The sequence below is a fragment of the Pseudomonas syringae group sp. J254-4 genome (assembly GCF_032586855.1).
Lineage (GTDB): Bacteria > Pseudomonadota > Gammaproteobacteria > Pseudomonadales > Pseudomonadaceae > Aquipseudomonas > Aquipseudomonas amygdali.
In genome coordinates this window covers 28,874-54,232 of sequence record NZ_JAWHOO010000018.1, presented here as the reverse complement: position 1 = coordinate 54,232, position 25,359 = coordinate 28,874, and the positions used below count along the sequence as shown (strand labels likewise).

The following is a 25,359-nucleotide window of genomic DNA, read 5'->3' as shown; positions in this document are numbered from 1 at the left end:
TATGGACCTGTTCTTAGGTACAGTAGATTTACCGTTTGAAATACGCGATGCTTCACACTGGTTGTGCAAGGTGGAGTTTATATGTCGAGCGGGTTTGAGTTTCAGTTAGCCAGTTACACGACGATGCCCGTTACGTTGCTGGAAACGCTATATTCCATGCGCAAGAAGATTTTTTCAGATCGGCTTGAGTGGAAAGTTTGTGTGAGTCATGCATTTGAATTTGATGAATACGACAATGCCAATACCACTTACCTTGTCGGAAGCTGGAACGGGGTTCCGCTGGCCGGACTAAGGCTGATCAACACCTGTGATCCCTACATGCTGGAAGGCCCATTCCGCAGTTTTTTTGACTGCCCTGCGCCCAAAAATGCTGCCATGGCGGAGTCGAGTCGGTTCTTTGTCGACACGGCTCGGGCACGCTCGTTGGGTATTCTGCACGCACCACTGACCGAAATGCTGCTGTTCTCCATGCACAACCATGCTGCGTTGTCCGGTTTGCAATCGATCATCACGGTGGTCAGCAAGGCAATGGCGCGGATCGTGCGCAAGTCCGGATGGGAGCACCATGTGCTGTCGACCGGTGAAGCATCGCCAGGCGAGACAGTGCTGCTGCTGGAGATGCCGGTGACGGCCGACAACCATCAGCGGCTGCTCGGGAATATTGCCCTCAGACAGCCTGTTACGGATGACCTGCTGCGTTGGCCGATAGCGCTTGGCGTGTCAGACCCCGCACCGCCAGCCTGCATGCACAGCGCTGCCTGAGTCAGACCATGCCCATGTTGATTGCTTTGTAGACTGCCTGCTTGGCAGTGCGCACTTCGAGCTTGCTGGAGACGTTGGACATGTGAAACTTCACGGTGCGTTCCGAGATGGAAAATATTTCAGCGATTTCGCTGTACGACTTGCCCATGGCCACCCATTTCAACACACCTGTTTCGCGGGTGGACAACTTGCACTGGGTGGGCTGCGGAAAGAGTTCATGGGGCGCTCGGGTCTTGATCAAACGGTCATGGAAGCGGATGAGACTCATCTGGATATCGGCGGCCTTTTCGCGGATTCGCTGATCGAAATCATTCTGCTGCCGGGCATTGCAAAGACTCAGTGCGGCAAAAAGCCCGCTGGCATCGTGCAGGGTGAAAGTGGCCCCCGAGGACAGTTGATATTTGGCCGATCGTTTCAGGAAATCGTCGGTCTCGACGCCTTGAGCGGCATTGCGGGCCTCTCTCCAGAAGAATGGCGTAATGCTATGCCAGGCATGTTTGATGATGGGGTCAATGAGGTGATAGTTTGAGGCTACATAAGATTTCAGCCAGGAGTCGGGGTAATTGGACAAAATGACGGGTTTGACATTACGCGTCTTGGGCGTGGAAAAGTAGGCATAAGTGAAATCGCCAATGTGGTGCAGATCGTTTTCAAAGTCTTCGATCAGTTGACGGAGCGGGGCGGGGGCCCCGTTTATCTTCAACGGTGGGCAGTCAAGTTGGGCTTTCACGGTACGAACCTCCATGTAATACCTTGTTTATTGTTTTGTTCTCGGCCTGGCTGTACTCATTATCCTCATTTGTAATTTAAGTAGTACATGAAAACATGGACTACCTGTGTCTTTTGATTTTGAACACAGGTTTAGGCTGTAAAAAAGTGCGCTCGTCGAAGCATTCGCATGCGAGTGCACGCGTGTTCGGGCGTTGGGCCCTGCACTGTGATCACGCACACCAATTATGATTTTGTTGCGATTGCAATCATATTCTTCGTTCCATTATGGTGCAAGGACGCTTGTCCGACAGCAAGGAGTAGAGATGAACAGCGCAAATGGCCACCAGTTGGCGCCGCAAACCCGGGTCGCAGCGCTGGCTTGCATGGAAAAGATTCAAGCGGCTGCGGGGCTTGCACTGCGCGGGTGCTGTTCACCCCTGTTTGCAATGGCCGACATCGTTGAGCGCCTGACGCGAGACCCGTCTACCTCGCGGCGCATATCGGTAGTGCGAGCCAGCAAGCACATGGTCTGCGAGCAGGAGGGCGTGCTCGCCAGCGCCTGGCCTTTGCGATTTGCTGCTCAGGCCGGCAAGGTCGAATTGCCTCTGATCTACATGATCAGCAGCGAAACCTCGGCCGAACTGAGCGCGCTGGCATCGGAGTCATCCCAACGTGGAATTTTCTGCAACGACATCGAGACGCTGCCATCTCGCTGGCCCAAGGGCGCTCATCCGTGGCTGCCGTTGTGGCTCCTTTCAAACCGCAAGTGTCAGCCTTATGACCCTGCGGATGCCGCGGAGGCTCGGGCTATCACGCTGCACGCCTTGCACAGCCTGTATGTTGAGGGCCGGGCCGGTTTCTATTACATGGCGTTGCATGACGAATCCAATGATCAGGTCAGTGCGTTGAGCGAGACGCAGGCTGCGGCGGCTGTGCAAGGTATGTATCGGGTTGGCGATGCCGTTTCCGGCAATGACGGCCGTCGCGTACGCCTGCTGGGCGCGGGCCTGGCCCTGCGTTCGGTGCATCAGGCGGCAAGCCTGCTCAAGGAGCACTGGAATGTCGATTGCGAAATCTGGAGCTGCCCCAGCTATACCCGACTGGCGCGCGATGCCGGCTCTGGCCGACGCTGGAATCGTTTCCATCCCTTGAAGACCCCTCGGTCCTGGCACCTGCGTGATTGCCTCGGCGAAGGGCACGACGCCGTGGTGGCGGTCACCGGTTATCCGCAGGCCGTGGCCGAGCAACTGCGTGAACATGTCCCCGGACGGTTTGTTGCCTTGGGAGCCGATTCCGCTGCGCCGCAAGGTAAGCCTGCAATCAGCCCCGAGTGGATTGTCGTTCAGGCCCTGACCGCGCTTGCGGAGGGCGGGCAACTGAGTTACGAGCCGCTGAAACTCGCCCTGCAACGCTATCGGCTGGTCTGATGTCAGCTTGTACTGCCACTTTGTCGGGCTGCCAGTGCGGCACGCTCCAGCGCATCAGCAAACACGCGGCGCTGCGGGGCGTCGAATTGCGCCAGAAACAGCTCGTCAACCGCCGTTTCGTAGATCTGCCACATCTGTTTGCGCAGTGCCCGGCCCTTGTCGGTGATCGCTGCCACAGCGCCCCGGCCGTCGCTGTCGGACCTGTGGCGCTCCACCAGCCCTTCGCTTTCAAGGCGGTCGATGAGGCGGGTCAGGTTGTAGCGTTCGATGGCCATGACATCGGCCAGTTCATGCATGCGGCGCATGCCCTGAGGCCCGCTTTCCACACCCCAGAGCGCGTCATACCAAGCGTATGGGGGCAGCTCGGCCGCCGCCAGACGTCGTTCGATTTCGCGAATAAGACAGCGGTGCGCCCTGACGAATCTGAACCACGTATCCGGTTCGGCTGACGACATGAATCACCTTTGTCTGAAATTCTTGAGGGTTGCAATAGTAACCGAGCACGGGATAAATTCCGGCATGTGATTGCAATTGCAATCAGATTTTTCAAGGCAGACGCCTGTCCGGCGTCCACTGCCGCATCACAGTAGGAGACGACGATGGCACAGCAACCCCGGTTTCTTGACGAGGATCCGCAAGAAACCCGCGAATGGCTCGAATCGATTGAGTCGGTACTCAACAGTGAAGGGCGCCCGCGCGCGCACTACCTGATCGATCAGTTGCTGGACTTCGATGTCGCTCAACACGGCGATTTCTATGGTCGGGTCACGACGCCCTACGTCAACACTATTCCCAGCGACCGTCAGCAGCCTTATCCGGGTGACCTTCAGGTTGAAAAGCGTATCAACGCGTTCATCCGCTGGAACGCCCTGGCGATGGTACTGCGTGCCGGCAAGCATTCCGGTGTGGGCGGCCATATCGCCTCCTACGCGTCTGCCGCCGTGCTCTATGACGTGGGGTTTGATCACTTCTTCCGTGGCCGTACCGAGCAGTTCGCTGGCGATCTGGTTTACATTCAGGGCCATTCTTCGCCGGGCATTTACGGCAGGGCGTACCTGGAAGGTCGCCTGAGCGAAGAGCAACTGGACAACTTCCGTCGCGAAACGGATCGCGATGGCATTTCGTCCTATCCACATCCGCGTCTGATGCCGGACTTCTGGCAGTTCCCTACGGTCTCCATGGGGCTTGGGCCAATTACGGCGGCGTATCAGGCGCGCTTCATGCGTTACCTGGAAAATCGCGGGCTCAAGGAGCATCAGGGCCGCAAGGTCTGGGCATTTCTCGGCGATGGCGAAATGGACCAGCCCGAGTCTCAGGCGGCCATTGCGCTGGCCGGGCGCGAAAAGCTCGACAACATCATCTTCGTGGTCAACTGCAACCTGCAGCGTCTCGACGGCCCGGTGCGTGGCAACAGCAAGGTCATTCAGGAATTCGAAAGCCTGTATCGCGCCGCTGGCTGGAACGTAATCAAGGTCATCTGGGGCAGTGGCTGGGATGCGCTGCTGGAGAAGGACAAGAGCGGGCTGCTGCGTCAGCGCATGATGGAATGCGTGGACGGCGAGTACCAGAACTACAAATCCCAGAACGGCGCCTACGTGCGTGAGCATTTCTTCGGCAAGTACCCGGAGTTGCTGGAGCTGGTCAGCGACATGAGCGACGACGATATCTGGAAGCTCTCGCGGGGCGGGCACGATCCGGAAAAAGTCTACAACGCCTACGCTGCCGCAATGCGTCACAAGGGCGGGCCGACCGTGATTCTGGCCAAGACGGTCAAAGGTTTCGGCATGGGCGAGGCGGGCGAGGGGCAGAACATCAATCACCAGTTGAAGAAACTCGGGGCAGAGGCAATCAGGGCCTTCCGCGACCGTTTCTCTCTGGACATCACCGATGATCAACTGGGCGACATGCCTTATCTGAAACCCGCCGAGGGCAGTACCGAAGCGCTGTACCTCAAGGCCCGCCGGGCTCAGTTGGGCGGTTACATTCCGGCGCGTTTCAGTGACGCGGCCACCTTGCAGGTTCCGCCGCTTTCGGTGCTGGATACCCAGCTGAAAAGCACCGGTGATCGCGGTATATCGACGACCATGGCCTTTGTGCGCATCCTTTCGACGCTGCTCAAGGACCCGAACATCGGCAAGTTGATTGTGCCGATTGTGCCGGACGAGTCGCGAACCTTTGGTATGGAGAACCTGTTCCGCCAGATCGGCATCCATTCCCATGTCGGTCAGTTGTACACGCCACAGGATGCAGGGCAACTGAGCTACTACAAGGAAAGCACCGACGGGCAGATCATGCAGGAAGGGCTGAACGAGTCCGGCGCCATTTCCTCATGGATTGCAGCCAGTACGTCCTACGCCAACCATGGCGTGATGACCGTGCCGTTCTATATCTTCTATTCGATGTTCGGTTTCCAGCGTGTGGGCGATCTGGCCTGGGCGGCGGGTGATGCCAGGGCCAGGGGCTTTCTGCTGGGGGCCACCTCAGGCCGGACCACGCTGATGGGCGAAGGCCTGCAGCATGATGACGGGCACAGCCACGTGATGTCGTCGACGATACCGTGCTGTGTGTCTTACGACCCGACGTTTGCCTTCGAACTGGCGGTGATCATTCAGGACGGCATGCGCCGCATGTTTGCCGAAAATGAGGACATCTATTACTACATCACCTTGCTCAACGAGAACTACCCGCACCCTGATCTGCCCGAGGGCGCCGAAGCCGGCATTATCAAAGGGATGTACCCATTGCAGGCCAGTGCGTCGGTCAACTCCGGCAAACACGTGCAATTGATGGGCTGCGGGTCGATCCTTCTCGAAGTCATTGCAGCCGCCAGATTGCTGGAGGACGACTTTGGTGTGAGCAGTGAAGTCTGGAGTGTTACCAGCCTCACCGAGCTGCGCCGTGAAGGCCAGGACGTCGAGCGCTGGAACCTGCTGCACCCTGAGCAGGAGCCGCGCCTGAGCTACGTTGAAAGCTGTCTCGCCGACAGGGAAGGGCCGGTCGTAGTAGCAACGGATTACATGAAGATTTTCGCTGACCAAATCCGTCCATTCGTACCCCTGCGTCGTTTCGTGGCGCTGGGTACGGATGGTTTTGGTCAGTCCGATACCCGTGAATCGCTGCGTCATTTCTTCGAGGTGGACCGTTACTTCGTGGCTGTGGCTGCGCTCAAGGCGCTGGCCGATGACGGCAAGGTCGAGCGTAAGGTCGTGGCCCAGGCCATCGAACGCTACAAGATCGACCCAGGCAAGCAGAACCCTGTGCTGGTCTGAGTCGCGCTCGTCTCTGTCACGAGACAGTAGTTGCGAAACCGTGCACTTCAAGCGAGGTGCACGGTTTCCTGATTACCTGCGTGAGAGTATCTGCTCACTTTAGCCTGTCACGCCGTCAGACGATCTTCCCGGAAATCACGCAACGCCTGGTCAATCTCTTCGCGGGTGTTCATCACGAACGGCCCGTACTGCACGATCGGCTCGCGCAAGGGCTTGCCGGCAATCAACAAGACGCGTGCACCCTTGGTGCTGCTGATCTGCAAATCACCGGTGTCAGACAGGCGCGCAAGATGGCGCTTGCTCACTGACTGTGCGCTGCCTTCTATTTCGATACTGCCTTCGTAAACGTACAGCAATGCAAGATGCCCTTCGGGCATGCGCGGGCTGATACGACTGCCGGCAGGCATGTCGAAGTCAAAGTACAGGGGCTCGGTATCCGGGCGCTGTACCGCACCGGCCTGTTGAACCTGGCCATCGTCGAAATGCCCGGCCAATACCACCACCTGCACACCGGCTGCAGTGGTCAGGCGAGGAACGTTTTCCGGCTGGATGTCCTTATAACTGGCGTCGTTCAGCTTGTTCTTGCCCGGCAGGTTCAGCCATAGCTGAAAACCTCGCATGGTGCCTTCTTCCTGTTCAGGCATTTCGCTGTGAATGATCCCGCGTGCGGCGGTCATCCACTGTACGCCGCCGCCCTGCAGCAGGCCCACATTGCCCATATGGTCTTCGTGACGCATGCGGCCTTCAAGCATGTAGGTCACGGTTTCGAAGCCACGGTGCGGATGAGGTGGAAAGCCCGCGATATAGTCATCAGGCACGTCCGACCCGAACTCGTCCAGCATCAGGAATGGATCGAATTGTTCCACGCCCCGTCCGCCGAAAACGCGTGTCAGTTTGACTCCCGCGCCGTCAGAGGCAGGTTGGCCTGCCTGAATCGACAGGACTTTACGAAATTGAGTCATGGAAAGAGAGCACTCCTTATCAGGTGGCCTTTTCAGGCGCCAGGGAGTGTCATGGTATGCCTGTCTATTCGATAAACTGATTCGAATCCCGGAACGGAATGATCGTATTTGTCGATGTGTTGCCTGCTGATACGTATTGGCGTGAGTAACAGGCAACCTGCCCGGAATAGCCTCCGGGCCAGGCTTGAGAGCACTGGGTGATCAGTGTTTGCTGCCCTGTGTCGACATGGCCAGCAGTTGCTTTTCCTGGTTCCAGTCAAATGGTTCATCGTTCTGCTCGGCTTCGTAACGGCGCTCTTCCAGCGCCTGATACAGCTCGATTTCATCATCCGGCATGAAATGCAGGCAGTCACCGGCAAAAAACCACAGCAGGTCGCGAGGCACCAGGTGGGCGATTTGCGGGTAGCGCTGGATGACCTGACACAGGATGTCCTGGCCCAGGTACTGGCTTTCTATCGGGTCCTGCGGCAGTTGCTCGACCAGTTCGTCGAAGCGCTCCATGAACAGCGCGTGGCTTTCTTCCGGAACCTGCTCGGCCTCGCCCAGCGCGACCAGAATGCTGCGCAGGTGTGCCAGCAGGCCAAGTTGGTGATCGAGAGTGGCGTCGGCCATCGGGTAATCCTCAAATGCAAAAACAGGCGCGAGAGTATAAAGCTCTACGCGCCTGCTGTGTGGTGTGACCTGACTATCAGCGAATCTTGCCCGCTGCCTGGGTCAGTTCTTCCTTGTCGAAATCATCCACGTCGATCACCTTGCGACGGGCGGCTTCGGCTGTACGCAGTGTCTGTGCCTCTTCTGCCTGCAAGGCACCGATGCGCAACGCAGCGTCGATGGCGTGCTCGCCTGCGGCCGGTTTGATCTGACCACTCTTGAGCGCCACTTGCAGCTTCTTGTGCAGCGGATAGGCGGCGCTCAGCAAGTCGATGGCGTGTTGCAGCGCGCCGACCGGATCTTCTGCCGATTGCGGGCGATAGCAGCCTGCCAGCAACTCCTCCAGTGTCGGATCGCCCTTGGCGCGGCCCAGTACCTGTGCAACTTCGGCGTCCAGCTTGTCCGAAGGGCCCTTGTGACGACGACCGAACGGGAACACCACTGCACGCAACAGCCCACCCAGCACACGGTTAGGGAAGTTGCCGAGAATTTCGTCCATGGCACGTTCTGAATGGCCCAGACTTTCTTCCATGGCCCAGCGAAACAGCGGGCTCATGTGATCCGGCGAGCCAAGATCGTGGTAGCGCTTGAGTGCCGCCGAAGCCAGATACATATGACTGAGCACATCACCGAGACGCGCCGACAGGCGCTCACGGCGTTTCAACTCGCCGCCCAGCAGCATCATGCTCAAGTCCGCCAACATCGCGAACGCTGCTGCCTGACGGTTCAACGCGCGGAAGTAGCCTTGGCTCAGGCTGTTGCCCGGTGCTCTTTCGAAATGGCCAAAGCCCAGATTAAGAATCAGTGTGCTGGCAGCGTTGCTCACCGCAAAGCCGATATGCTTGAGCAGAAGCGCGTCAAACTCGAGCAGCGCCTGCTGCTTGTCTTCGCGCCCGGCCAAGGCCATTTCCTTGAGTACGAATGGATGGCAGCGAATGGCACCCTGGCCAAAGATCATCAGGTTACGTGAAAGGATATTCGCCCCTTCGACGGTGATGAAGATCGGCGCGCCTTGCCAGTTGCGGCCCAGGTAGTTGTTCGGGCCCATGATGATGCCCTTGCCACCATGCACATCCATGGCGTGACCGATACATTCGCGGCCACGCTCGGTCAGGTGGTATTTGAGGATCGCGGAGAGCACCGAGGGCTTTTCGCCCAGATCGACCGCATTGGCGGTCAGCATGCGCGCGCTGTCCATCAGCCAGGCGTTGCCGCCGATACGCGCCAGTGCTTCCTGAATACCTTCGAACGCCGACAGCGGTACATTGAATTGCTCGCGCACCTTGGCGTACTGGCCTGTGACCAGGCTGGTGTACTTGGCAGCGCCGGTGCCGACCGCGGGCAGCGAAATCGAACGGCCTACCGACAGGCAGTTCATCAGCATCATCCAGCCTTTGCCAAGCATTGGCTGGCCACCGATCAGGTAGCTCAGTGGGACAAAGACGTCCTTGCCCGAATTCGGGCCGTTCATGAACGCCGCGCCCAGCGGCAAGTGGCGACGGCCGATTTCAACGCCTGGCGTGTCGGTTGGAATCAATGCCAGGCTTATGCCCAGATCTTCTTCTTCGCCTAGCAGATGCTCAGGGTCGTAAGCCTTGAAGGCCAGGCCAAGCAGGGTGGCGACCGGGCCAAGGGTGATGTAGCGCTTTTCCCAGGTCAGGCGCAGGCCGATGACTTCTTCGCCTTGCCACTGGCCTTTGCAGATGATTCCGGTGTCGGGCATCGCGCCCGCATCGGAACCTGCCAATGGACCCGTCAGCGCGAAGCAGGGGATATCTTCGCCACGTGCCAGACGTGGCAGGTAATGGTTGCGCTGTTCGTCGGTGCCGTAATGCAGCAGCAATTCAGCAGGGCCGAGGGAGTTAGGCACCATCACGGTGGAGGCCAGGTCGCCGCTGCGGGTGGCCAGCTTCATGGCCACCTGAGAGTGGGCGTAGGCCGAGAAGCCCTTGCCACCGAATTCTTTCGGAATGATCAGGGCAAAGAAACCGTGTTCTTTCATGTGCGCCCAGGCTTCGGGCGGCAGGTCCATTGCCTGGCCGATTTCCCAGTCGCTGACCATCGCGCAGAGTTCTTCGGTCGGGCCGTCGATAAAGGCCTGTTCTTCTTCGGTGAGCTGGACTTTTGGGTAGGCCAGCAGCTTGTCCCAGTCCGGGCGACCGCTGAACAGCTCGCCATCCCACCAGACGGTACCGGCGTCAATCGCATCGCGCTCGGTTTCCGACATGGGCGGCAGGACTTTCTGAAACCAGCTGAACATGGGCGCAGTGAAGTGCTTACGGCGCAGGTCGGGCAGCACAACAGGTACGAACACTGCCAGCCAAAGCACCCAGAAAACAGTCAGCAGCCATCCTGGCGCGTGGCTGAAAATGCCCATGGCCAGCAGGTAGACGGCTACCACGCCAAGCGCCGGGAGCGGGGCGGTACGCCGATGGGCCAGCCAGGCAATGCCGACGACCAGCACTACAATCCACAACAACAGCATAGGTATTCCTCCGTGATGACCGCCGCCGTGGCAGCGATCAAGAACTGGTCGCCGGGCAGTGGTGAGGCGACATCGATAGTGACCCCTGGTTGACGAGGAAGTTGCCGCCGCTTCGGGGTAGACTGTGAGCCTTTATTTATCAGCGACTGCGAGGGGAACGCAATGCTCAAGATCTGGGGACGGAAGAATTCCAGCAATGTGCGCAAGGCACTCTGGATTGCCGAAGAAGTGGGCGTGCCCTATGAGACGCAGGACGCCGGTGGGGCATTCGGGCTGGTCAATGAAGCGGCTTACCGCGCGAAAAACCCCAATGGCCGGATTCCCATGATTGAAGACGGCGACTTCGTGCTTTGGGAGTCGAACGCGATCGTACGCTACCTGGCCGCCCGCCATGCCCCGGACTCGGACCTGTACCCCGCTGACCTTCAGGCCCGCGCCAACGCCGACAAGTGGATGGACTGGACCTCCTCGACCATCGCGGCCCCGTTCAGCCCGGTGTTCTGGGGCGTGGTACGCACGCCGCCCGAGAAACAGGACTGGCCGGCCATCGAGCAAGGCATCAAGACCCTGCACAGCCTGCTGCTGGTCGCCGATGAGGCACTGTCTCGCCAGCCTTACCTGTCCGGCGAGGCTTTCGGCATGGGCGACATTCCCCTGGGGTGCTTCGCCTACGGCTGGTTCGAAATGCCGATTGAACGTCCGCCGCTGCCCCACCTCCAAGCCTGGTATGAACGCCTCAAGACGCGTCCGGCGTATCGCAAGGCCGTCATGAGTCCGCTGACCTGAGCATGCAGTCTGAGCCTTTAAAATAGTTGACCGGGCTCATGTCCGGCTCTTGATATTTACTATTAACAGATGTGTCTGTACTTGAATGACCCAGCCAAGCACCATTGCATGCCTGGGTCGTCATGACAGGCGTGTGTTCCCGGTCTGCTTCATTCCTTTTTCCTGATGAGTACTCTTTCCGATATGTCTTCCGCTCTGTCCATTCGGCAGCTAACCAAAACCTACGGCAACGGTTTCCAGGCCTTGAGTGGCATTGATCTGGACGTCGCCGAGGGTGATTTCTTCGCCTTGCTGGGCCCCAACGGCGCTGGCAAATCCACCACCATCGGTATCATTTCGACGCTGGTTAACAAGACCAGCGGTACGGTGAACATCTTTGGCCACGACCTGGATCGCGAGCCCGCCGCGCTCAAGCGTTGCATCGGTGTCGTGCCGCAGGAGTTCAACTTCAACCAGTTCGAGAAGACCCTGGACATCGTCGTCACTCAGGCGGGCTACTACGGCATCCCGGCGAAAATCGCCAAGGAGCGCGCCGAGCAGTACCTGACGCAGCTGGGGCTTTGGGAAAAGCGCGATGTGCCTTCTCGTTCGCTGTCCGGCGGCATGAAGCGGCGTCTGATGATCGCCCGTGCGCTGATTCACGAGCCGCGCCTGTTGATCCTCGATGAGCCCACTGCTGGTGTGGACATCGAGTTGCGCCGTTCGATGTGGACGTTCCTGACCGAACTGAATCAAAAAGGCATCACCATCATCCTCACCACGCACTACCTGGAAGAGGCCGAGCAGCTGTGCCGCAACATCGGCATTATCGACCACGGGGTGATCGTGCAGAACACCGGCATGAAGCAATTGCTCAGCACCCTGACTGTCGAAACCTTCGTGCTGGATCTGAAGGCGTCCTGGCAGACCGCGCCGCAGCTGCCCGGTTTCCCTTGCCGTTTGCTCGACAGCCACACCCTGGAAGTTCAGGTCGACAAGAATGTCGGCATCACCGCGCTGTTTAGCCAGCTCGCTTTCCAGAACATCGAAGTCTTGAGCCTGCGCAATAAATCCAATCGCCTTGAGGAGTTGTTTGTGTCCCTGGTGGAAAAAAACCTTGCGAAGGTGGCGCTATGACTGTGCAGAGCGGCGAGTTGCGCCCCAACCTGATTGCCCTGAAGACCATCGTTTACCGCGAGGTCCATCGCTTCATGCGGATCTGGCCGCAGACCCTGCTGCCGCCTGCGATCACCATGGTTCTGTACTTCGTGATCTTCGGTAACCTGATCGGCCGCCAGATTGGCGACATGGGCGGCTTTACCTACATGCAGTACATCGTGCCGGGGCTGATCATGATGTCGGTGATCACCAACTCCTACGGCAACGTGGTATCCAGCTTCTTTGGTGCCAAGTTTCAGCACTCCATCGAAGAACTGATGGTCTCGCCGGTTTCCCCGCACACCATTCTGGTCGGTTACACCCTGGGCGGTGTGTTGCGTGGTCTGATGGTCGGTTTCATCGTCACCATGCTGTCGATGTTTTTCACCGACCTGCAAGTGCACCACTTGGGCGTGACCATTCTGGTGGTGGTGTTGACCGCCACCATCTTCTCGCTGCTGGGCTTCATCAACGCAGTGTTCGCGCGCAACTTCGACGATATCTCGATCATCCCGACCTTCGTCCTGACCCCGCTGACTTACCTGGGCGGCGTGTTCTATTCGATCAACCTGTTGCCGCCGTTCTGGCAGACCGTGTCGCTGGCCAACCCGGTCCTGCACATGGTCAACGCCTTCCGCTACGGCATTCTGGGCGTCTCCGACATCAAGATCAGCATCGCCCTGGCGTTCATGATCGTGGCAACGTTTGTGCTGTACTTCGGCTGCGCACGGTTGCTGGTGAGCGGGCGCGGTATGCGTCAGTAACACATGCTTTGCGACCCGCCAGCCTGGCGGGTCGCCTGTCTGCCGAGAACGGCTGTTCAGGTTTTGCAACACACCATCACTTCCGACATTTCGATATTGCGCTGATCCTTGAAGCTTTCCGCTTCAAGGAATCACCATGCGCACAGGGATGATCGCGCTCGCGTCGGGGCTTGTGGCCTTACGCTTTCTGCCTGCTTTGCCGCCGACCTGGCTGTTGCTGCTGATGCCGATACTGGCGTTGATGCTGCTACCGCTTCGTACCTATCCACTGGCGCTGTTCCTGCTCGGTTTTACTTGGGCGTGTGTTTCTGCGCAGTGGGCGTTGAATGACCGTCTGGTTCATCGTCTGGACGGTCAGACGCTTTGGCTGCAAGGCAAGGTAGTCGGTTTGCCCAGTGTCGCCGAGGGCGTGGTGCGTTTCGAACTGGAAGGGGCAAGGTCGCGCAGGGCCATATTGCCTGCACGCATCCGGGTGGCGTGGTACGGCGGTCCGCAGGTCAACAGCGGTGAGCGCTGGCGCATGGCGGTCAAACTCAAGCGGCCGGCCGGGCTGGTCAATCCTGATGCTTTTGATTACGAAGCCTGGCTGTTGGCGCAGCGCATCGGTGCCACCGGTACGGTGGTGGATGGTCAACTGCTGACACCTGCGCACGGGGCGTGGCGCGACCTTATTCGTCAGCGCTTGCTGGCGGTCGATGCGCAGGGCAGAGAGGGCGGCTTGGCGGCGCTGGTGCTGGGCGATGGCTCCGGGTTGTCGAGCACCGATTGGCAGGTGCTGCAGGACACCGGCACGGTGCATCTGCTGGTGATTTCCGGCCAGCATATCGGTTTGCTGGCCGGGGTGATTTACGCGCTGGTCGCAGGCCTTGCACGCTGGGGGCTGTGGCCACGGGCTTTACCCTGGCTGCCTTGTGCCTGTGCGCTGGCGTTCATCGCTGCGCTGGGTTACGGGCTGCTGGCCGGTTTCGAGGTGCCGGTACGGCGTGCCTGTGTGATGGTCGCGATGGTGCTGCTGTGGCGTTTGCGCTTTCGGCACCTGGGCGTTGTCTGGCCGTTGTTACTGTCATTCAACGCGGTGCTGATTTTCGAGCCGCTGGTGACACTGCAGCCGGGGTTCTGGCTGTCTTTCGCGGCGGTTGGCATTCTGGTGCTGATTTTCAGTGGACGTCTCGGTGCCTGGAATTGGTGGCAAAGCTGGACGCGTGCGCAGTGGCTGATCGCAATTGGCTTGCTGCCTGTTCTGCTGGCGCTGAACCTGCCGATCAGCCTCAGCGGGCCGTTTGCCAATTTGCTGGCTGTGCCTTGGGTCAGCTTGATCGTCCTGCCGCCTGCGTTGCTTGGAACACTGCTGCTGCCGGTCCCTGTTGTGGGCGAAGGCTTGCTCTGGCTGGCCGGAGGAGCGCTGGAGTGGCTGTTTATGTTTCTCGGCTGGGTTGCCGCGGTCTTGCCCGCCTGGTTGCCCAGTGCAATGCCGGGCTGGGCGTGGCTGCTTAGTCTGCTCGGGGCCTTCATTTTATTACTGCCCAAAGGCGTGCCGATGCGTCCGCTGGGTTGGCCATTGCTGTTGTTGTGCGTTTTTCCGCCGCTCGACTCAGTGCCTGCAGGCCAGGTAGAAGTATTGCAGTTGGACGTGGGGCAGGGCCTGGCCATTCTCCTGCGCACTCGAAATCACACGCTCTTGTACGACGCAGGTCCACGTTTCGGCGAGTTCGATATCGGTCAGCGCGTGGTCGTGCCCGCCATGCGCAAGGCCGGTGTGCGTCATCTGGACCTGATGTTGATCAGTCACGCCGACTCCGATCATGCCGGGGGCGCAGCGGCGGTTCATCAGGCATTTCCGGTTGACCGTGTACTGGGCGGTGAGCTGGCCAGGCTCGCGCCGCAACTCGACGCGCGCTTGTGTGAGAGCGATGCGCGCTGGGAGTGGGATGGGGTGGTGTTCTCCACCTGGCGCTGGGAGCAGGGGCCTGATGGCAATCCCGCATCCTGCATGTTGAGTGTCGACGCCGGGGGCGAGCGTCTGCTGCTGACGGGTGATATCGACGTCGACGCGGAACGTGCGGCAATCGCCAGCGGTTTCGACCTTCGTGCCCATTGGTTGCAGTCCCCGCATCACGGCAGCCGGACCTCGTCATCCAAAGTATTTCTTCAGGCCGTCGGAGCGGTTGGCGTGCTGATCTCCCGTGGCCGTAACAACGCCTTCGGCCACCCGCATCCGTTGGTCATGGCGCGTTATCGATGGCTGGGTATGGCCAGTTATGACAGCGCTGAGCTGGGCGCTGTCAGTCTGCGTCTGGGTACGTTCGGCACGCCGCAGGCAGAGCGCGCGCAACGGCGTTTCTGGCGTGACTGAGTGAAGGGATATCGATCTCGGCGTTCGGCACTTGGCGACCCTATGATAGAGTGGCGCCAATTTTTCGAGGGAGTGATCACTGTGTGGGAACTGGTCAAATCTGGCGGCTGGATGATGCTGCCGATTATTTTGAGCTCCATCGCCGCTGCCGGCATTATCATCGAGCGTCTGTGGACGCTGCGTGCCAGCCGTATCACGCCGCCGCATCTGCTCGGACAGGTCTGGCAGTGGATTCAGGAAAAGAAGCTCGACGGCGAAAAGCTCAAGCAACTGCGCGCCGACTCGCCTCTGGGTGAAATTCTCGCCGCAGGTCTGGCCAATTCCAGGCACGGTCGCGAGATCATGAAGGAATGCATCGAAGAAGCCGCCGCCCGGGTTATCCATGAACTGGAGCGCTACCTGAGCGCGCTGGGTTCGATTGCGGCCATGGCACCGCTGCTTGGCTTGCTGGGTACGGTGCTGGGCATGATCGATATTTTCGGCTCGTTCAACAGTTCGGGGGCCACGGCCAATGCCGGTGTGCTCGCCGGTGGTATCTCCAAGGCGCTGATCTGTACCGCGTCGGGCCTTATCGTGGCTATTCCGGCAATCTTCTTTCATCGCTTTCTGCAAAGTCGCGTCGATGAGCTGGTGGTCGGCATGGAGCAGCAGGCCATTCGTCTGGTTGAAGTGGTGCAGGGCGACCGCGATGTCGATCTGATCGACGCCAAAATCGATCTCAAGTCGCTGGCCAGAGCGGGCGGGGGCAAGAAGAAGTGAAATTTCGCCGTCGCAGACCCCGGGAAAACATCGACATCAATCTGGTCTCTCTGATTGATGTGGTGTTCATCCTGCTGCTGTTTTTCATCGTGACGACCACGTTCACCCGTGAAACCCAGCTGCGGGTGGATCTGCCACAGGCGGTCACCGGTACGCCGGAGGTGGACGCCAGCGCTAAGCATCTGGACATCGCCATCAACGCCGACGGGATCTTCTCGCTGAACAACCAACTGTTGCCCAAGAACGATCTGGCAACCCTGATCGAAGCGCTGCAACGCGAGTCGGCGGGCGATACCAGCCTGCCGTTGTCGATCAGTGCCGACGGCAAGACCCCGCACCAATCGGTGATTACGGCCATGGATGCGGCGGGTAAACTGGGTTTCAGCCATTTGCGCATGACCACTGTCGAGGCCACGCCGGCTAACTGATGGCATTTACCGACCGTTTGCTTGATGCCTGGTACAAGGGCCACCCTGCGCTGGCGCTTTTGCGTCCGCTCGAATGCCTTTATCGGCGTGTCGTCGATGGCAAACGCGCGCGCTTTCTGGCGGGTGAGGGCAGCATCTACCGCGCTCCGGTGCCGGTTATTGTGGTGGGTAATATTACCATCGGCGGCACTGGCAAGACGCCACTGATTCTATGGATGATCGAGCACTGCCGTCGTCGTGGCCTGCGTGTCGGTGTGGTCAGTCGCGGTTATGGTGCCAAGCCTCCCAGCCTGCCGTGGCGCGTCAAGGCCGACCAAAGTGCCAGCGAGGCGGGCGATGAGCCTTTGCTCATCGTCAAACGCAGTGGCGTGCCGCTGATGATCGATCCGGATCGCAGTCGCGCCGTGCAGGCCCTGCTCGCTGCCGAGCCTCTGGATCTGATTCTTTCCGACGATGGCCTGCAACATTATCGTCTGGCCCGCGATCTGGAGCTGGTGCTGATCGATGCCGCCCGCGGGCTGGGCAACCTTCGTTGTCTGCCTGCCGGGCCATTGCGCGAGCCGGTTGAGCGCCTAGGCAGTGTCGACGCTTTGCTTTACAACGGCGCGATGGCTGATCGTGATGATGGCTACGCATTTATGCTCAAACCGTCAGCCCTTATCAATCTTCGCAGTGGCGAACGCCAGCCGGTGGATTATTTCCCGGCCGGGCAGGCGCTGCATGCGGTCGCCGGAATCGGCAATCCTCAACGTTTCTTCAATACCCTCGAAGGATTACACTGGCGGCCGGTGGCTCACGCGTTCGCCGACCATGCGGTCTACAGTGCCCAGGCGCTGACATTCACGCCTTCATTACCCTTGGTCATGACCGAGAAGGATGCGGTGAAATGTCGTGCCTTTGCAGCCGATGACTGGTGGTATCTGGCAGTGGATGCAGTACCGTCCAATGCTTTTGTCGACTGGTTCGATGAGCAACTGCTACGTCTCTCTCCATGATTGCTTCAGGATCTCCTATGGACACCAAACTACTCGATATCCTCGCTTGCCCTGTCTGCAAGGGACCATTGAAGCTCAGCGCCGACAAGACCGAGCTGATCAGCAAAGGGGCAGGCCTTGCCTACCCGGTTCGCGACGGCATCCCGGTGATGCTCGAAAGCGAAGCGCGCACCTTGAGCACCGATGAGCGGCTGGAAAAATGACAGCAGCGTTCACCGTGGTCATTCCTGCGCGTTATGGCTCCAGCCGCTTTCCCGGCAAGCCACTGAAAACCATTGCCGGCAAGCCCATGGTCCAGCTTGTCTGGGAGCAGGCGTGCAAAAGCAGCGCCGAGCGTGTGGTAATTGCTACCGACGATGCGCGCATTGTTGAGGCCTGTCAGGCTTTTGGTGCCGAAGTGCTGCTGACCCGCGAGGATCACAATTCCGGCACCGATCGTCTGGCCGAGGTGGCGGCGCAATTGGGGCTGGCTGCTGATGCGATTGTGGTCAATGTGCAAGGCGACGAGCCGATGATCCCGCCTGCGGTGATCGATCAGGTGGCGTCCAATCTGGCGGCTCACCCCGAAGCCGGCATGTCTACGCTGGCCGAGCCTATCGACGACGTAGCGGCGTTGTTCAACCCCAACATCGTCAAGGTCGCAACAGACATCAACGGCCTGGCGCTGACGTTCAGCCGGGCGCCCTTGCCGTGGGCGCGCGATGCATTGGCCGCAAACAGGGACGAGTTGCCTGCTGGCGTGCCTTATCGTCGTCATATCGGTATCTACGCCTATCGTGCGGGCTTTCTTCATGACTTCGTCAGTTGGGGGCCGTGCTGGCTGGAAAACACCGAAAGCCTGGAGCAGCTGCGTGCGTTGTGGAATGGCGTGCGAATTCACGTTGCCGACGCGCTTGAAGCACCACCCGGTGGTGTCGATACACCTGAAGACCTTGAGCGCGTAAGGCGCTTGCTGGAGGGTTGATGCGGTTTATCCAGTGGCTCGGGAAGGCAGGGGCATGACCTTTCAGGTGCAATCCGCGATTTCCCTCAAACCTTTCAACACCTTTGGCGTGGATGTTCAGGCCCGGTTGTTTGCCGAAGCGCACAGCGATGACGATGTTCGCGAAGCCCTGGCGTATTCGGCCGAGCACGATGTACCGCTGCTGGTCATCGGTGGTGGCAGTAACCTGCTGCTTAGCGGTGATGTGCAGTCATTGGTGCTGCGCATGGCCAGCCGCGGCATTCGCATCGTACATGAGGACTGTCTCGAGTCGATTGTCGAGGCAGAGGCTGGCGAGCCTTGGCATCCGTTCGTGCAGTCCTGTCTGGAGCTGGGGCTGGCGGGGCTGGAAAACCTCAGTCTGATTCCAGGCACCGTTGGTGCGGCACCCATGCAGAACATCGGTGCCTATGGCGTCGAGATCAAGGATGTCTTCCATAGCCTGACTGCGCTGGATCGTGAAACGGGCGAATTGCGCGAGTTTTCTCTGGAGGACTGTGCGTTCGGCTACCGCGACAGCGTGTTCAAGCATCAGGTCGCGCGCTGGTTGATCCTGCGTGTGCGTTTCAAGCTCAGCCGCGTAGCTCGCCTGCACCTCGAATATGGCCCGGTTCGTCAGCGTCTCGACGAGCTGGGTATTGATCGGCCGACGCCGTTCGATGTCAGCCGTGCGATCTGCGCCATTCGCAGTGAAAAGCTGCCTGACCCCGCGGTGCTGGGCAATGCCGGCAGTTTCTTCAAAAACCCGATTATCCCTGCCGAACTGTACACAACGATCAAACAGCAGCACCCAGGTGTCGTCGGCTATCCGCAGGTCGATGGCCGGGTGAAGCTGGCAGCGGGGTGGTTGATCGAACAGGCTGGCTGGAAGGGCTATCGTGACGGCGACGCTGGCGTGCATAAGCTCCAGTCACTGGTACTGGTCAATTACGGGCAGGCCAGTGGCTTGCAGCTATTGAGCCTGGCGCGCCGCATCCAGAGTGACATCGTCGAGCGTTTTGGCGTTGAGCTGGAGATGGAGCCGAACCTCTACTGACAGCCTGGGGATGGTCTCTTGTGGGAGCGAGCCGGGCGACGCTTCGCTTGCTCGCGAAGGGATTAGATCAAGCGCTGTGTATTGAAGATGAACGCAGTGCAGTCCTCAATCAGCGGACATGAAAAAGCCCCGCCTGTCTGCACAGGCGGGGCTTTTTCATGAGCCGGAGTTAAACAAGTGGTTTAGGCTCGTTTTCTTTCTCGGCTTCATGTTGCGGTTTGACTGCTGGTTGCTCAGTCGCCGCTTCTTCAGTCTTTTCCTCGATAGCCTGAGAAGGCTGGACCGATTCTGCTTCAGCGGCAACAGGTGCTGCTTCGGCGATGACTGGAGTGCTGGCAGCAGCGGCTTCCTGCTGACGGCGTGCTTCTTCTTCACGCTTGCGACGACGAACTTCACGAGGATCGTTCGGTGCACGGCCGGTGCTGCTGACCGGTGCTGCCGGTGTTTCCACGATCACAGGTTGTTGCTCTGCAGGTGCAGGCGCTGCTTCTTCGACGGCCTTGGGCGCGACGTAAGGAGCAGGCTCCTCCTTCACGACGACAGGCTCGGCCGCAGGAGTAGCAGGCGTTGGCAGTTCGGACGATTCAGTGGCTGGCACTTCTTCATGAGCCGCTGCTTCGACCGGCGCTTGTGGCGCTGGCTCTGGCGTTGGTGTGAACGGTACGACGCGCTCGGCATGCGGCGCTTCGAACAGTTCGGTCTGCGCGGCAATGGCAGGTGCTTCGACCGCAGCAGGTTGAACCTCTACTTCCGGAGCCGGTTTGGCGACTGGCGCATTATCCGCAACCGGCGCTTCAACGGCAGGCGCTTCAACGACCGGTTCTGCTGCTGCCGGAGTTTCTGGAGTGGATGCTTCAATTGCCGGTGCGTCAGCTTCCGGTGCCTTGGCAGTATTGGCTTCGGCAACAGGCGCTTGCTGTGCAGGCTCTACGGCTGGAGCGTCTACAGTGCTGTTGGCTCGCTCGGCCTGCTGGTGTGCATCGGCTTCTGCTGTGGCGCTGATCACGCCGCCAGTCGCAGCTGCTGCGGTGAATCCCAGACCAGCCGACAGGTCGGTGGCGCTGCTGCCTTGTTCAGCATTTTCTGCCGAGCCGTTTTCTTCGGAACCGTTTTCTTCAGAGCCTTCGATCACGTTGCCATTGGCATCACGTTGACGCTCACGACGGTTGCTGCGACGACGCTGACCGCGGGAGCGGCGGCGAGGGCGGTCGCCTTCGCTACCGTCGTTGCCTTCCTGGTTCTCGTCATTGATCTGCTCTTCGTTGAGCAGCACTTCCTCTTCGCTCACGGCAGCCGCGGCCTGTTCGGCGCGTGGTTGACGTTCTTCGCGAGGTGCGCGCGGCTGGCGTTCTTCGCGTGGTGCGCGTTCAGGACGCTCTTCACGAGCAAGGTTTACGGCAGGGGCTGCATCCAGAGGCTCGCGCAGTTCGCGGACCGGACGATCTTCGCGTGCTTCACGTGGCTTGCGCTCGCGGGAAGTACGGGCTGGACGCTCTTCACGTGGTGTTGAATCCTCGCGGGCTTCACGCGGTTCGCGAACCGTACGCTCTTCACGAGGTGCGCGTTCTTCACGAGGCGCACGTTCCTCACGTGGGGCGCGCTCTTCGCGCGGCGCGCGTTCGGCACGTTCTTCGCGGGGTGCGCGTTCTTCACGAGGCTTGCGCTCTTCGTCACGACGGTTGTTGCGGCCACGGCTCTGTTGGCGACCGTTGCGGCGCTCCTCGTTACGGGCCGGACGCTGTTCGGCAGCAGGTTTTTCAACCACTACCGGAGCGGCAGGCTCTTCCTTGGTCGCAAACAGGCTGACCAGGGATTTCACCAGGCCCTTGAACAGGCTTGGCTCATGAGCGACCGGTGCAGGCGTCGGAGCAGGCGTAACGGCTTCTACCGGAACCGGCGCATTGGCACGAGCAGGTGCAGTCTTGACGGCTGCTTCCTGGCGAACAAGAGTGCGGGTTGCGGCAGCCAGCGGGGCGATTTCTTCCACTTCGGCTGCAGCCGCGGCGATTTCGTAGCTGGTCTGGCTGTTGTGTGCTTCCGGGCTGTCATCACGCAGACGCTGAACTTCGAAGTGCGGGGTTTCCAGCTGGTCGTTCGGCAGGATGATGATGCGCGCACGGGTGCGCAGCTCGATCTTGGTGATCGAATTGCGTTTTTCGTTGAGCAGGAAAGCCGCGACCGGAATCGGCACCTGAGCGCGCACTTCGGCAGTGCGGTCTTTCAGGGCTTCTTCTTCGATCAGGCGCAGGATGGCCAGCGAAAGCGATTCAACATCACGGATGATGCCGGTGCCGTTGCAGCGAGGGCAGACAATGCCGCTGCTTTCGCCCAGCGATGGACGCAGGCGCTGACGGGACATTTCCAGCAGACCGAAGCGCGAAATGCGACCGATCTGCACGCGGGCGCGGTCGGCTTCCAGGCTTTCGCGGACTTTTTCTTCCACGGCGCGCTGGTTCTTGGCCGGTGTCATGTCGATGAAGTCGATGACGATCAGGCCGCCGATGTCACGCAGACGCAATTGACGGGCGATTTCCTCAGCCGCTTCAAGGTTGGTCTGCAGGGCGGTTTCTTCGATGTCGCTGCCTTTGGTAGCACGTGCCGAGTTGATGTCGATGGACACCAGGGCTTCGGTCGGATCGATGACGATGGAGCCACCGGAAGGCAGTTCGACCACGCGCTGGAACGCGGTTTCGATCTGGCTTTCGATCTGGAAGCGGTTGAACAGTGGAACGCTGTCTTCGTACAGTTTGATCTTGCTGGCGTACTGCGGCATCACCTGACGGATGAACGTCAGGGCTTCTTCCTGGGCTTCGACGCTGTCAATCAGGACTTCACCGATGTCCTGACGCAGGTAGTCACGGATGGCGCGGATGATGACGTTGCTTTCCTGATAGATCAGGAAAGGGGCCGAACGGTCCAGGGACGCTTCCTTGATGGCGGTCCACAGTTGCAGCAGGTAATCGAGGTCCCACTGCATTTCTTCGCTGCTGCGGCCCAGGCCGGCAGTACGAACGATCAGACCCATGTCGGCTGGAGCGATCAGGCCGTTGAGGGCTTCACGCAGTTCGTTGCGCTCTTCGCCTTCGATACGGCGCGAGATGCCACCGGCGCGAGGGTTGTTCGGCATCAGGACCAGATAACGGCCTGCAAGGCTGATGAAGGTGGTCAGGGCTGCGCCCTTGTTGCCACGCTCTTCTTTCTCGACCTGAACGATGACTTCCTGGCCTTCGCTCAGGACGTCCTTGATGTTGACGCGGCCTTCAGGGGCTTTCTTGAAGTACTCGCGGGAGATTTCCTTGAGGGGCAGAAAGCCGTGGCGCTCAGAGCCGAAATCGACAAAGGCAGCCTCAAGGCTGGGTTCGATGCGAGTGATTCGGCCTTTATAGATGTTGGCCTTCTTCTGCTCGCGTGCACCTGACTCGATGTCCAGGTCGTAGAGGCGCTGGCCGTCTACCAGTGCAACACGCAACTCTTCGGGTTGAGTTGCGTTAATCAGCATTCTTTTCATGTAGTACCGTCGGTTTCCGGGCTGCCGGAAACGGCGTTCGGCACACACGACTTCTCACGGTCGGTGTCAGGGCACGTCAGGAGTGGTTGGACACTCCAGTGTCTAGCGAGGTCCTCGCCCAGAGGGGGCGGAGGGTCGCGACGACGTTTCCTGCTTGCTGTGGTGGCATAAGACACCCTTTTCAGCAAAAGCTTTGTCAGGAGGAGGAATCGACCATCGGTAGCGGACGAGATGAAGCGTCTAGAACAAGCCTTGTGCTACACAGTCCGATGGTTGTGCGTCTCCACCCTACACGTATCCCTGATAATTCGGGTGCTGCCGCGCGCAGAATCCGCAGCGGGTTGGCATTTACCGCGATCTTCGATAGGGAAGGTCGCGCATCATGGCTTGAGGCGTTGTTCCCGAAGCATTCGCTCGTAGCGTCTGAAAGCGACTGCACTTTGTGAACTGGCCATGAACTGTCCGCACTGGCCGCGAGCTGTCTGCTCTGCTGTCAGGCGTGTTTCCGGCCTCATGTCACCTGCGCTCGTTACGTTTTCAGCGTGCTCCGTTGTCACCGAACACTGCGTAGGACGGCCTCCCGTCCTTGTGAATTGCGTTGGTCAGGGCCGGTTGTCAACCGTTGGTCCGCTGTCCGGCCGCTTTTGGCGGCGTTCGCGACTATAGCAGCAATCATTAAGTGCTTCAAATCCATAAAAAATTGTTATCATTTGCGACATGACGAATATTGCCCCTCCAACCCCCGGCGTCCAGCTGGTTGAGGTTGCCCCGGAACTTGCCGGTCAACGCATCGATAATTTTCTGATCACTTATCTCAAGGGTGTGCCCAAAACCTTGATTTACCGCATTTTGCGCAAAGGCGAAGTGCGTGTGAACAAGGGGCGGATCAAGCCGGAGTATAAGTTGCAGGCAGGCGATATCGTGCGCATTCCTCCTGTACGCGTGCCTGAGCGCGACGAGCCGGTGCCGGTTGCGCAGGCTCTGCTGCAGCGCCTCGAGGCTGCGATTGTCTACGAAGACAAGGCGCTGATCGTGCTCAACAAGCCTGCGGGTATCGCTGTGCATGGCGGCAGCGGCCTGAGCTTCGGGGTAATCGAAGCATTCCGTCAGTTGCGTCCGGATGCCAAGGAGCTTGAACTTGTGCACCGCCTGGACCGCGATACATCGGGCCTGCTGATGATTGCCAAGAAACGCAGCATGCTGCGCCACCTGCACGAAGCCTTGCGCGGTGACGGTGTCGACAAGCGCTACATGGCGCTGGTCCGCGGTAACTGGGCAACGGCTCAAAAGCAGGTGCGTGCGCCACTGATGAAAAGCAATCTGCGTTCCGGCGAGCGCATGGTCGAGGTCAATGAAGAGGGTAAGGAGGCCCTGACGATTTTCAAGGTGCTGCGTCGTTTCGGTGACTTTGCCACCATGGTCGAAGCCAAGCCGGTGACCGGGCGCACGCACCAGATCCGCGTGCACACGCTGCATGCGGGGCACGCCATTGCAGGTGATACCAAATACGGTGACGAGAATTTCAGTCGCGAAATTCGCGATCTGGGCGGCAAGCGTCTGTTTCTGCACGCCTACATGCTGACGGTGCCGATGCCCGATGGCAGCAAACTGAATGTGCAGGCGCCTGTGGATGAAATGTGGGCCAAGACAGTGGAGCGTTTGAGTGCGCCGTGATTACGATCTGTTGATTTTTGACTGGGACGGCACGCTGGCCGACTCTGTGGGGCGAATTGTTCTGGCCATGCGTACCGCGGCTATCGAGACTGATCTTGAGGTTCGTGACGATCCGGCGATCAAGGGCATTATCGGTCTGGGTCTGCCCGAGGCGATTCGAACCCTTTATCCGCAGATCAGTGACAATCAGGTGATCGACTTTCGGCAGCGCTATGCTGACAGCTATATGGCAATGGATAACGTGCCTTCGCCGCTGTTCGAGGGCGTTTTGGAGTCGATGCAGGCGTTTCGCGAGGACGGCTATCGTCTGGCGGTCGCTACCGGCAAGGCGCGCCGTGGGCTGGATCGGGTGCTACAAGCCAATGGCTGGGGCGATTACTTCGATGCCACCCGGGCTGCCGACGAAACCGCCAGCAAGCCGGACCCGCTGATGTTGAACGAGATCATGGCGCATTGTGATGTTGCGCCGCAGCGTTCGTTGATGATTGGCGATGCGTCATTCGATCTGCTGATGGCCCGCAACGCAGGTATGGATTCGGTTGCGGTGGGTTATGGCGCTCAGTCGCTGGAGTCGTTGCGCCAGTTTCAGCCACGATTGGCTATTGAGCATTTTTCCGAGCTGCGCACCTGGTTGAATGGGCGCGGCGTCTAGTTTTAGGGTTGGAGTGAT

The 25,359-nt window shown here is 59.4% G+C and carries 21 protein-coding genes; 15 read left to right on the top strand and 6 right to left on the bottom strand.

Going from position 1 to position 25,359, the window contains the following annotated elements; genetic code table 11:
• Positions 1 to 81: 81 nt before the first annotated feature.
• Positions 82 to 762, top strand: coding sequence for an acyl-homoserine-lactone synthase (locus RYB09_RS19845; RefSeq protein WP_316889881.1), 681 nt, complete (start codon positions 82 to 84; stop codon positions 760 to 762).
• Between the two features lies 1 nt (position 763).
• On the opposite strand, the gene RYB09_RS19840 is transcribed toward RYB09_RS19845, so the two are convergent.
• The gene (locus RYB09_RS19840) at positions 764 to 1,507 is read right to left on the bottom strand and encodes a helix-turn-helix transcriptional regulator (RefSeq protein ID WP_057422269.1); all 744 of its coding nucleotides are present in this window, start codon (positions 1,505 to 1,507) and stop codon (positions 764 to 766) included.
• 289 nt (positions 1,508 to 1,796) lie between these two features.
• Here RYB09_RS19840 and RYB09_RS19835 point away from each other — a divergent pair, with 289 nt between their 5' ends.
• Positions 1,797 to 2,900 (top strand): transketolase-like TK C-terminal-containing protein, encoded by a 1,104-nt coding sequence (locus RYB09_RS19835; RefSeq protein ID WP_122258283.1) that lies wholly within the window; start codon positions 1,797 to 1,799, stop codon positions 2,898 to 2,900.
• Between the two features lie 2 nt (positions 2,901 to 2,902).
• Here the strand turns inward: RYB09_RS19835 and RYB09_RS19830 are convergent, their stop codons facing one another.
• Positions 2,903 to 3,355 (bottom strand): MarR family winged helix-turn-helix transcriptional regulator, encoded by a 453-nt coding sequence (locus tag RYB09_RS19830; protein ID WP_058401664.1) that lies wholly within the window; start codon positions 3,353 to 3,355, stop codon positions 2,903 to 2,905.
• A 144-nt stretch (positions 3,356 to 3,499) separates the two neighbouring features.
• On the opposite strand from RYB09_RS19830, the gene aceE reads away from it, so the two are divergent.
• Positions 3,500 to 6,169, top strand: a complete 2,670-nt coding sequence (gene aceE, locus RYB09_RS19825; RefSeq protein ID WP_058408942.1) for a pyruvate dehydrogenase (acetyl-transferring), homodimeric type — start codon at positions 3,500 to 3,502, stop codon at positions 6,167 to 6,169.
• 107 nt (positions 6,170 to 6,276) lie between these two features.
• Here the strand turns inward: aceE and RYB09_RS19820 are convergent, their stop codons facing one another.
• The 3 genes from RYB09_RS19820 to RYB09_RS19810 form a co-directional block, all read right to left on the bottom strand.
• On the bottom strand, positions 6,277 to 7,131 hold the full coding sequence (locus tag RYB09_RS19820) for a pirin family protein (protein ID WP_058408941.1): 855 nt from the start codon (positions 7,129 to 7,131) through the stop codon (positions 6,277 to 6,279).
• Between the two features lie 201 nt (positions 7,132 to 7,332).
• Positions 7,333 to 7,743 (bottom strand): PA2817 family protein, encoded by a 411-nt coding sequence (locus RYB09_RS19815; protein WP_004657828.1) that lies wholly within the window; start codon positions 7,741 to 7,743, stop codon positions 7,333 to 7,335.
• A gap of 76 nt (positions 7,744 to 7,819) precedes the next feature.
• A complete protein-coding gene (locus RYB09_RS19810; protein WP_058408940.1) occupies positions 7,820 to 10,267 on the bottom strand; it encodes an acyl-CoA dehydrogenase in 2,448 nt (815 codons plus the stop codon).
• Positions 10,268 to 10,429: 162 nt separating this feature from the next.
• On the opposite strand from RYB09_RS19810, the gene RYB09_RS19805 reads away from it, so the two are divergent.
• From RYB09_RS19805 to murB, 10 genes are all read left to right on the top strand, one after another.
• Positions 10,430 to 11,053, top strand: a complete 624-nt coding sequence (locus RYB09_RS19805) for a glutathione S-transferase (RefSeq protein WP_004657835.1) — start codon at positions 10,430 to 10,432, stop codon at positions 11,051 to 11,053.
• A gap of 183 nt (positions 11,054 to 11,236) precedes the next feature.
• Entirely contained in the window at positions 11,237 to 12,169 is a 933-nt protein-coding gene (locus RYB09_RS19800) for an ABC transporter ATP-binding protein (protein WP_058408939.1), read from the top strand.
• Entirely contained in the window at positions 12,166 to 12,954 is a 789-nt protein-coding gene (locus RYB09_RS19795) for an ABC transporter permease (protein ID WP_058401669.1), read from the top strand. The genes RYB09_RS19800 and RYB09_RS19795 overlap by 4 nt, the downstream gene beginning before the upstream one ends.
• A 136-nt stretch (positions 12,955 to 13,090) precedes the next feature.
• Complete coding sequence (locus RYB09_RS19790; RefSeq protein WP_058408938.1) at positions 13,091 to 15,307, top strand: DNA internalization-related competence protein ComEC/Rec2; 2,217 nt, start codon at positions 13,091 to 13,093, stop codon at positions 15,305 to 15,307.
• A gap of 81 nt (positions 15,308 to 15,388) precedes the next feature.
• Complete coding sequence (locus RYB09_RS19785) at positions 15,389 to 16,066, top strand: MotA/TolQ/ExbB proton channel family protein (RefSeq protein ID WP_002552676.1); 678 nt, start codon at positions 15,389 to 15,391, stop codon at positions 16,064 to 16,066.
• On the top strand, positions 16,063 to 16,494 hold the full coding sequence (locus tag RYB09_RS19780) for an ExbD/TolR family protein (RefSeq protein ID WP_002552677.1): 432 nt from the start codon (positions 16,063 to 16,065) through the stop codon (positions 16,492 to 16,494). Before RYB09_RS19785 ends, RYB09_RS19780 begins: the two co-directional genes overlap by 4 nt.
• A complete protein-coding gene (gene lpxK / locus RYB09_RS19775) occupies positions 16,494 to 17,489 on the top strand; it encodes a tetraacyldisaccharide 4'-kinase (protein ID WP_058408937.1) in 996 nt (331 codons plus the stop codon). Before RYB09_RS19780 ends, lpxK begins: the two co-directional genes overlap by 1 nt.
• 17 nt (positions 17,490 to 17,506) lie before the next feature.
• Positions 17,507 to 17,692, top strand: a complete 186-nt coding sequence (locus RYB09_RS19770; protein ID WP_002552679.1) for a Trm112 family protein — start codon at positions 17,507 to 17,509, stop codon at positions 17,690 to 17,692.
• The gene (gene kdsB / locus RYB09_RS19765) at positions 17,689 to 18,453 is read left to right on the top strand and encodes a 3-deoxy-manno-octulosonate cytidylyltransferase (RefSeq protein ID WP_004657844.1); all 765 of its coding nucleotides are present in this window, start codon (positions 17,689 to 17,691) and stop codon (positions 18,451 to 18,453) included. The genes RYB09_RS19770 and kdsB overlap by 4 nt, the downstream gene beginning before the upstream one ends.
• A 34-nt stretch (positions 18,454 to 18,487) precedes the next feature.
• Positions 18,488 to 19,507, top strand: coding sequence for a UDP-N-acetylmuramate dehydrogenase (murB, locus tag RYB09_RS19760; RefSeq protein WP_058401673.1), 1,020 nt, complete (start codon positions 18,488 to 18,490; stop codon positions 19,505 to 19,507).
• A gap of 169 nt (positions 19,508 to 19,676) precedes the next feature.
• Here murB and rne read toward each other — a convergent pair whose 3' ends face one another.
• Complete coding sequence (gene rne / locus RYB09_RS19755) at positions 19,677 to 23,015, bottom strand: ribonuclease E (RefSeq protein ID WP_404944501.1); 3,339 nt, start codon at positions 23,013 to 23,015, stop codon at positions 19,677 to 19,679.
• 717 nt (positions 23,016 to 23,732) lie between these two features.
• Here rne and rluC point away from each other — a divergent pair.
• Both rluC and RYB09_RS19745 read left to right on the top strand, forming a co-directional pair.
• Entirely contained in the window at positions 23,733 to 24,689 is a 957-nt protein-coding gene (gene rluC / locus RYB09_RS19750; RefSeq protein WP_002552683.1) for a 23S rRNA pseudouridine(955/2504/2580) synthase RluC, read from the top strand.
• The gene (locus RYB09_RS19745) at positions 24,679 to 25,341 is read left to right on the top strand and encodes an HAD-IA family hydrolase (protein WP_057405089.1); all 663 of its coding nucleotides are present in this window, start codon (positions 24,679 to 24,681) and stop codon (positions 25,339 to 25,341) included. Before rluC ends, RYB09_RS19745 begins: the two co-directional genes overlap by 11 nt.
• Positions 25,342 to 25,359: the final 18 nt, after the last annotated feature.

Coding starts and splice junctions, on each gene's coding strand:
- murB (WP_058401673.1), top strand. CDS start 18,488: ATGACCTTTCAGGTGCAATCCGCGATTTCCCTCAAACCTTTCAACACC.
- lpxK (WP_058408937.1), top strand. CDS start 16,494: ATGGCATTTACCGACCGTTTGCTTGATGCCTGGTACAAGGGCCACCCT.
- aceE (WP_058408942.1), top strand. CDS start 3,500: ATGGCACAGCAACCCCGGTTTCTTGACGAGGATCCGCAAGAAACCCGC.
- RYB09_RS19770 (WP_002552679.1), top strand. CDS start 17,507: ATGGACACCAAACTACTCGATATCCTCGCTTGCCCTGTCTGCAAGGGA.
- RYB09_RS19845 (WP_316889881.1), top strand. CDS start 82: ATGTCGAGCGGGTTTGAGTTTCAGTTAGCCAGTTACACGACGATGCCC.
- rluC (WP_002552683.1), top strand. CDS start 23,733: ATGACGAATATTGCCCCTCCAACCCCCGGCGTCCAGCTGGTTGAGGTT.
- RYB09_RS19805 (WP_004657835.1), top strand. CDS start 10,430: ATGCTCAAGATCTGGGGACGGAAGAATTCCAGCAATGTGCGCAAGGCA.
- RYB09_RS19810 (WP_058408940.1), bottom strand. CDS start 10,267: ATGCTGTTGTTGTGGATTGTAGTGCTGGTCGTCGGCATTGCCTGGCTG.
- RYB09_RS19790 (WP_058408938.1), top strand. CDS start 13,091: ATGCGCACAGGGATGATCGCGCTCGCGTCGGGGCTTGTGGCCTTACGC.
- RYB09_RS19800 (WP_058408939.1), top strand. CDS start 11,237: ATGTCTTCCGCTCTGTCCATTCGGCAGCTAACCAAAACCTACGGCAAC.
- kdsB (WP_004657844.1), top strand. CDS start 17,689: ATGACAGCAGCGTTCACCGTGGTCATTCCTGCGCGTTATGGCTCCAGC.
- RYB09_RS19830 (WP_058401664.1), bottom strand. CDS start 3,355: ATGTCGTCAGCCGAACCGGATACGTGGTTCAGATTCGTCAGGGCGCAC.
- RYB09_RS19820 (WP_058408941.1), bottom strand. CDS start 7,131: ATGACTCAATTTCGTAAAGTCCTGTCGATTCAGGCAGGCCAACCTGCC.
- RYB09_RS19815 (WP_004657828.1), bottom strand. CDS start 7,743: ATGGCCGACGCCACTCTCGATCACCAACTTGGCCTGCTGGCACACCTG.
- RYB09_RS19835 (WP_122258283.1), top strand. CDS start 1,797: ATGAACAGCGCAAATGGCCACCAGTTGGCGCCGCAAACCCGGGTCGCA.
- rne (WP_404944501.1), bottom strand. CDS start 23,015: ATGAAAAGAATGCTGATTAACGCAACTCAACCCGAAGAGTTGCGTGTT.
- RYB09_RS19840 (WP_057422269.1), bottom strand. CDS start 1,507: ATGGAGGTTCGTACCGTGAAAGCCCAACTTGACTGCCCACCGTTGAAG.
- RYB09_RS19795 (WP_058401669.1), top strand. CDS start 12,166: ATGACTGTGCAGAGCGGCGAGTTGCGCCCCAACCTGATTGCCCTGAAG.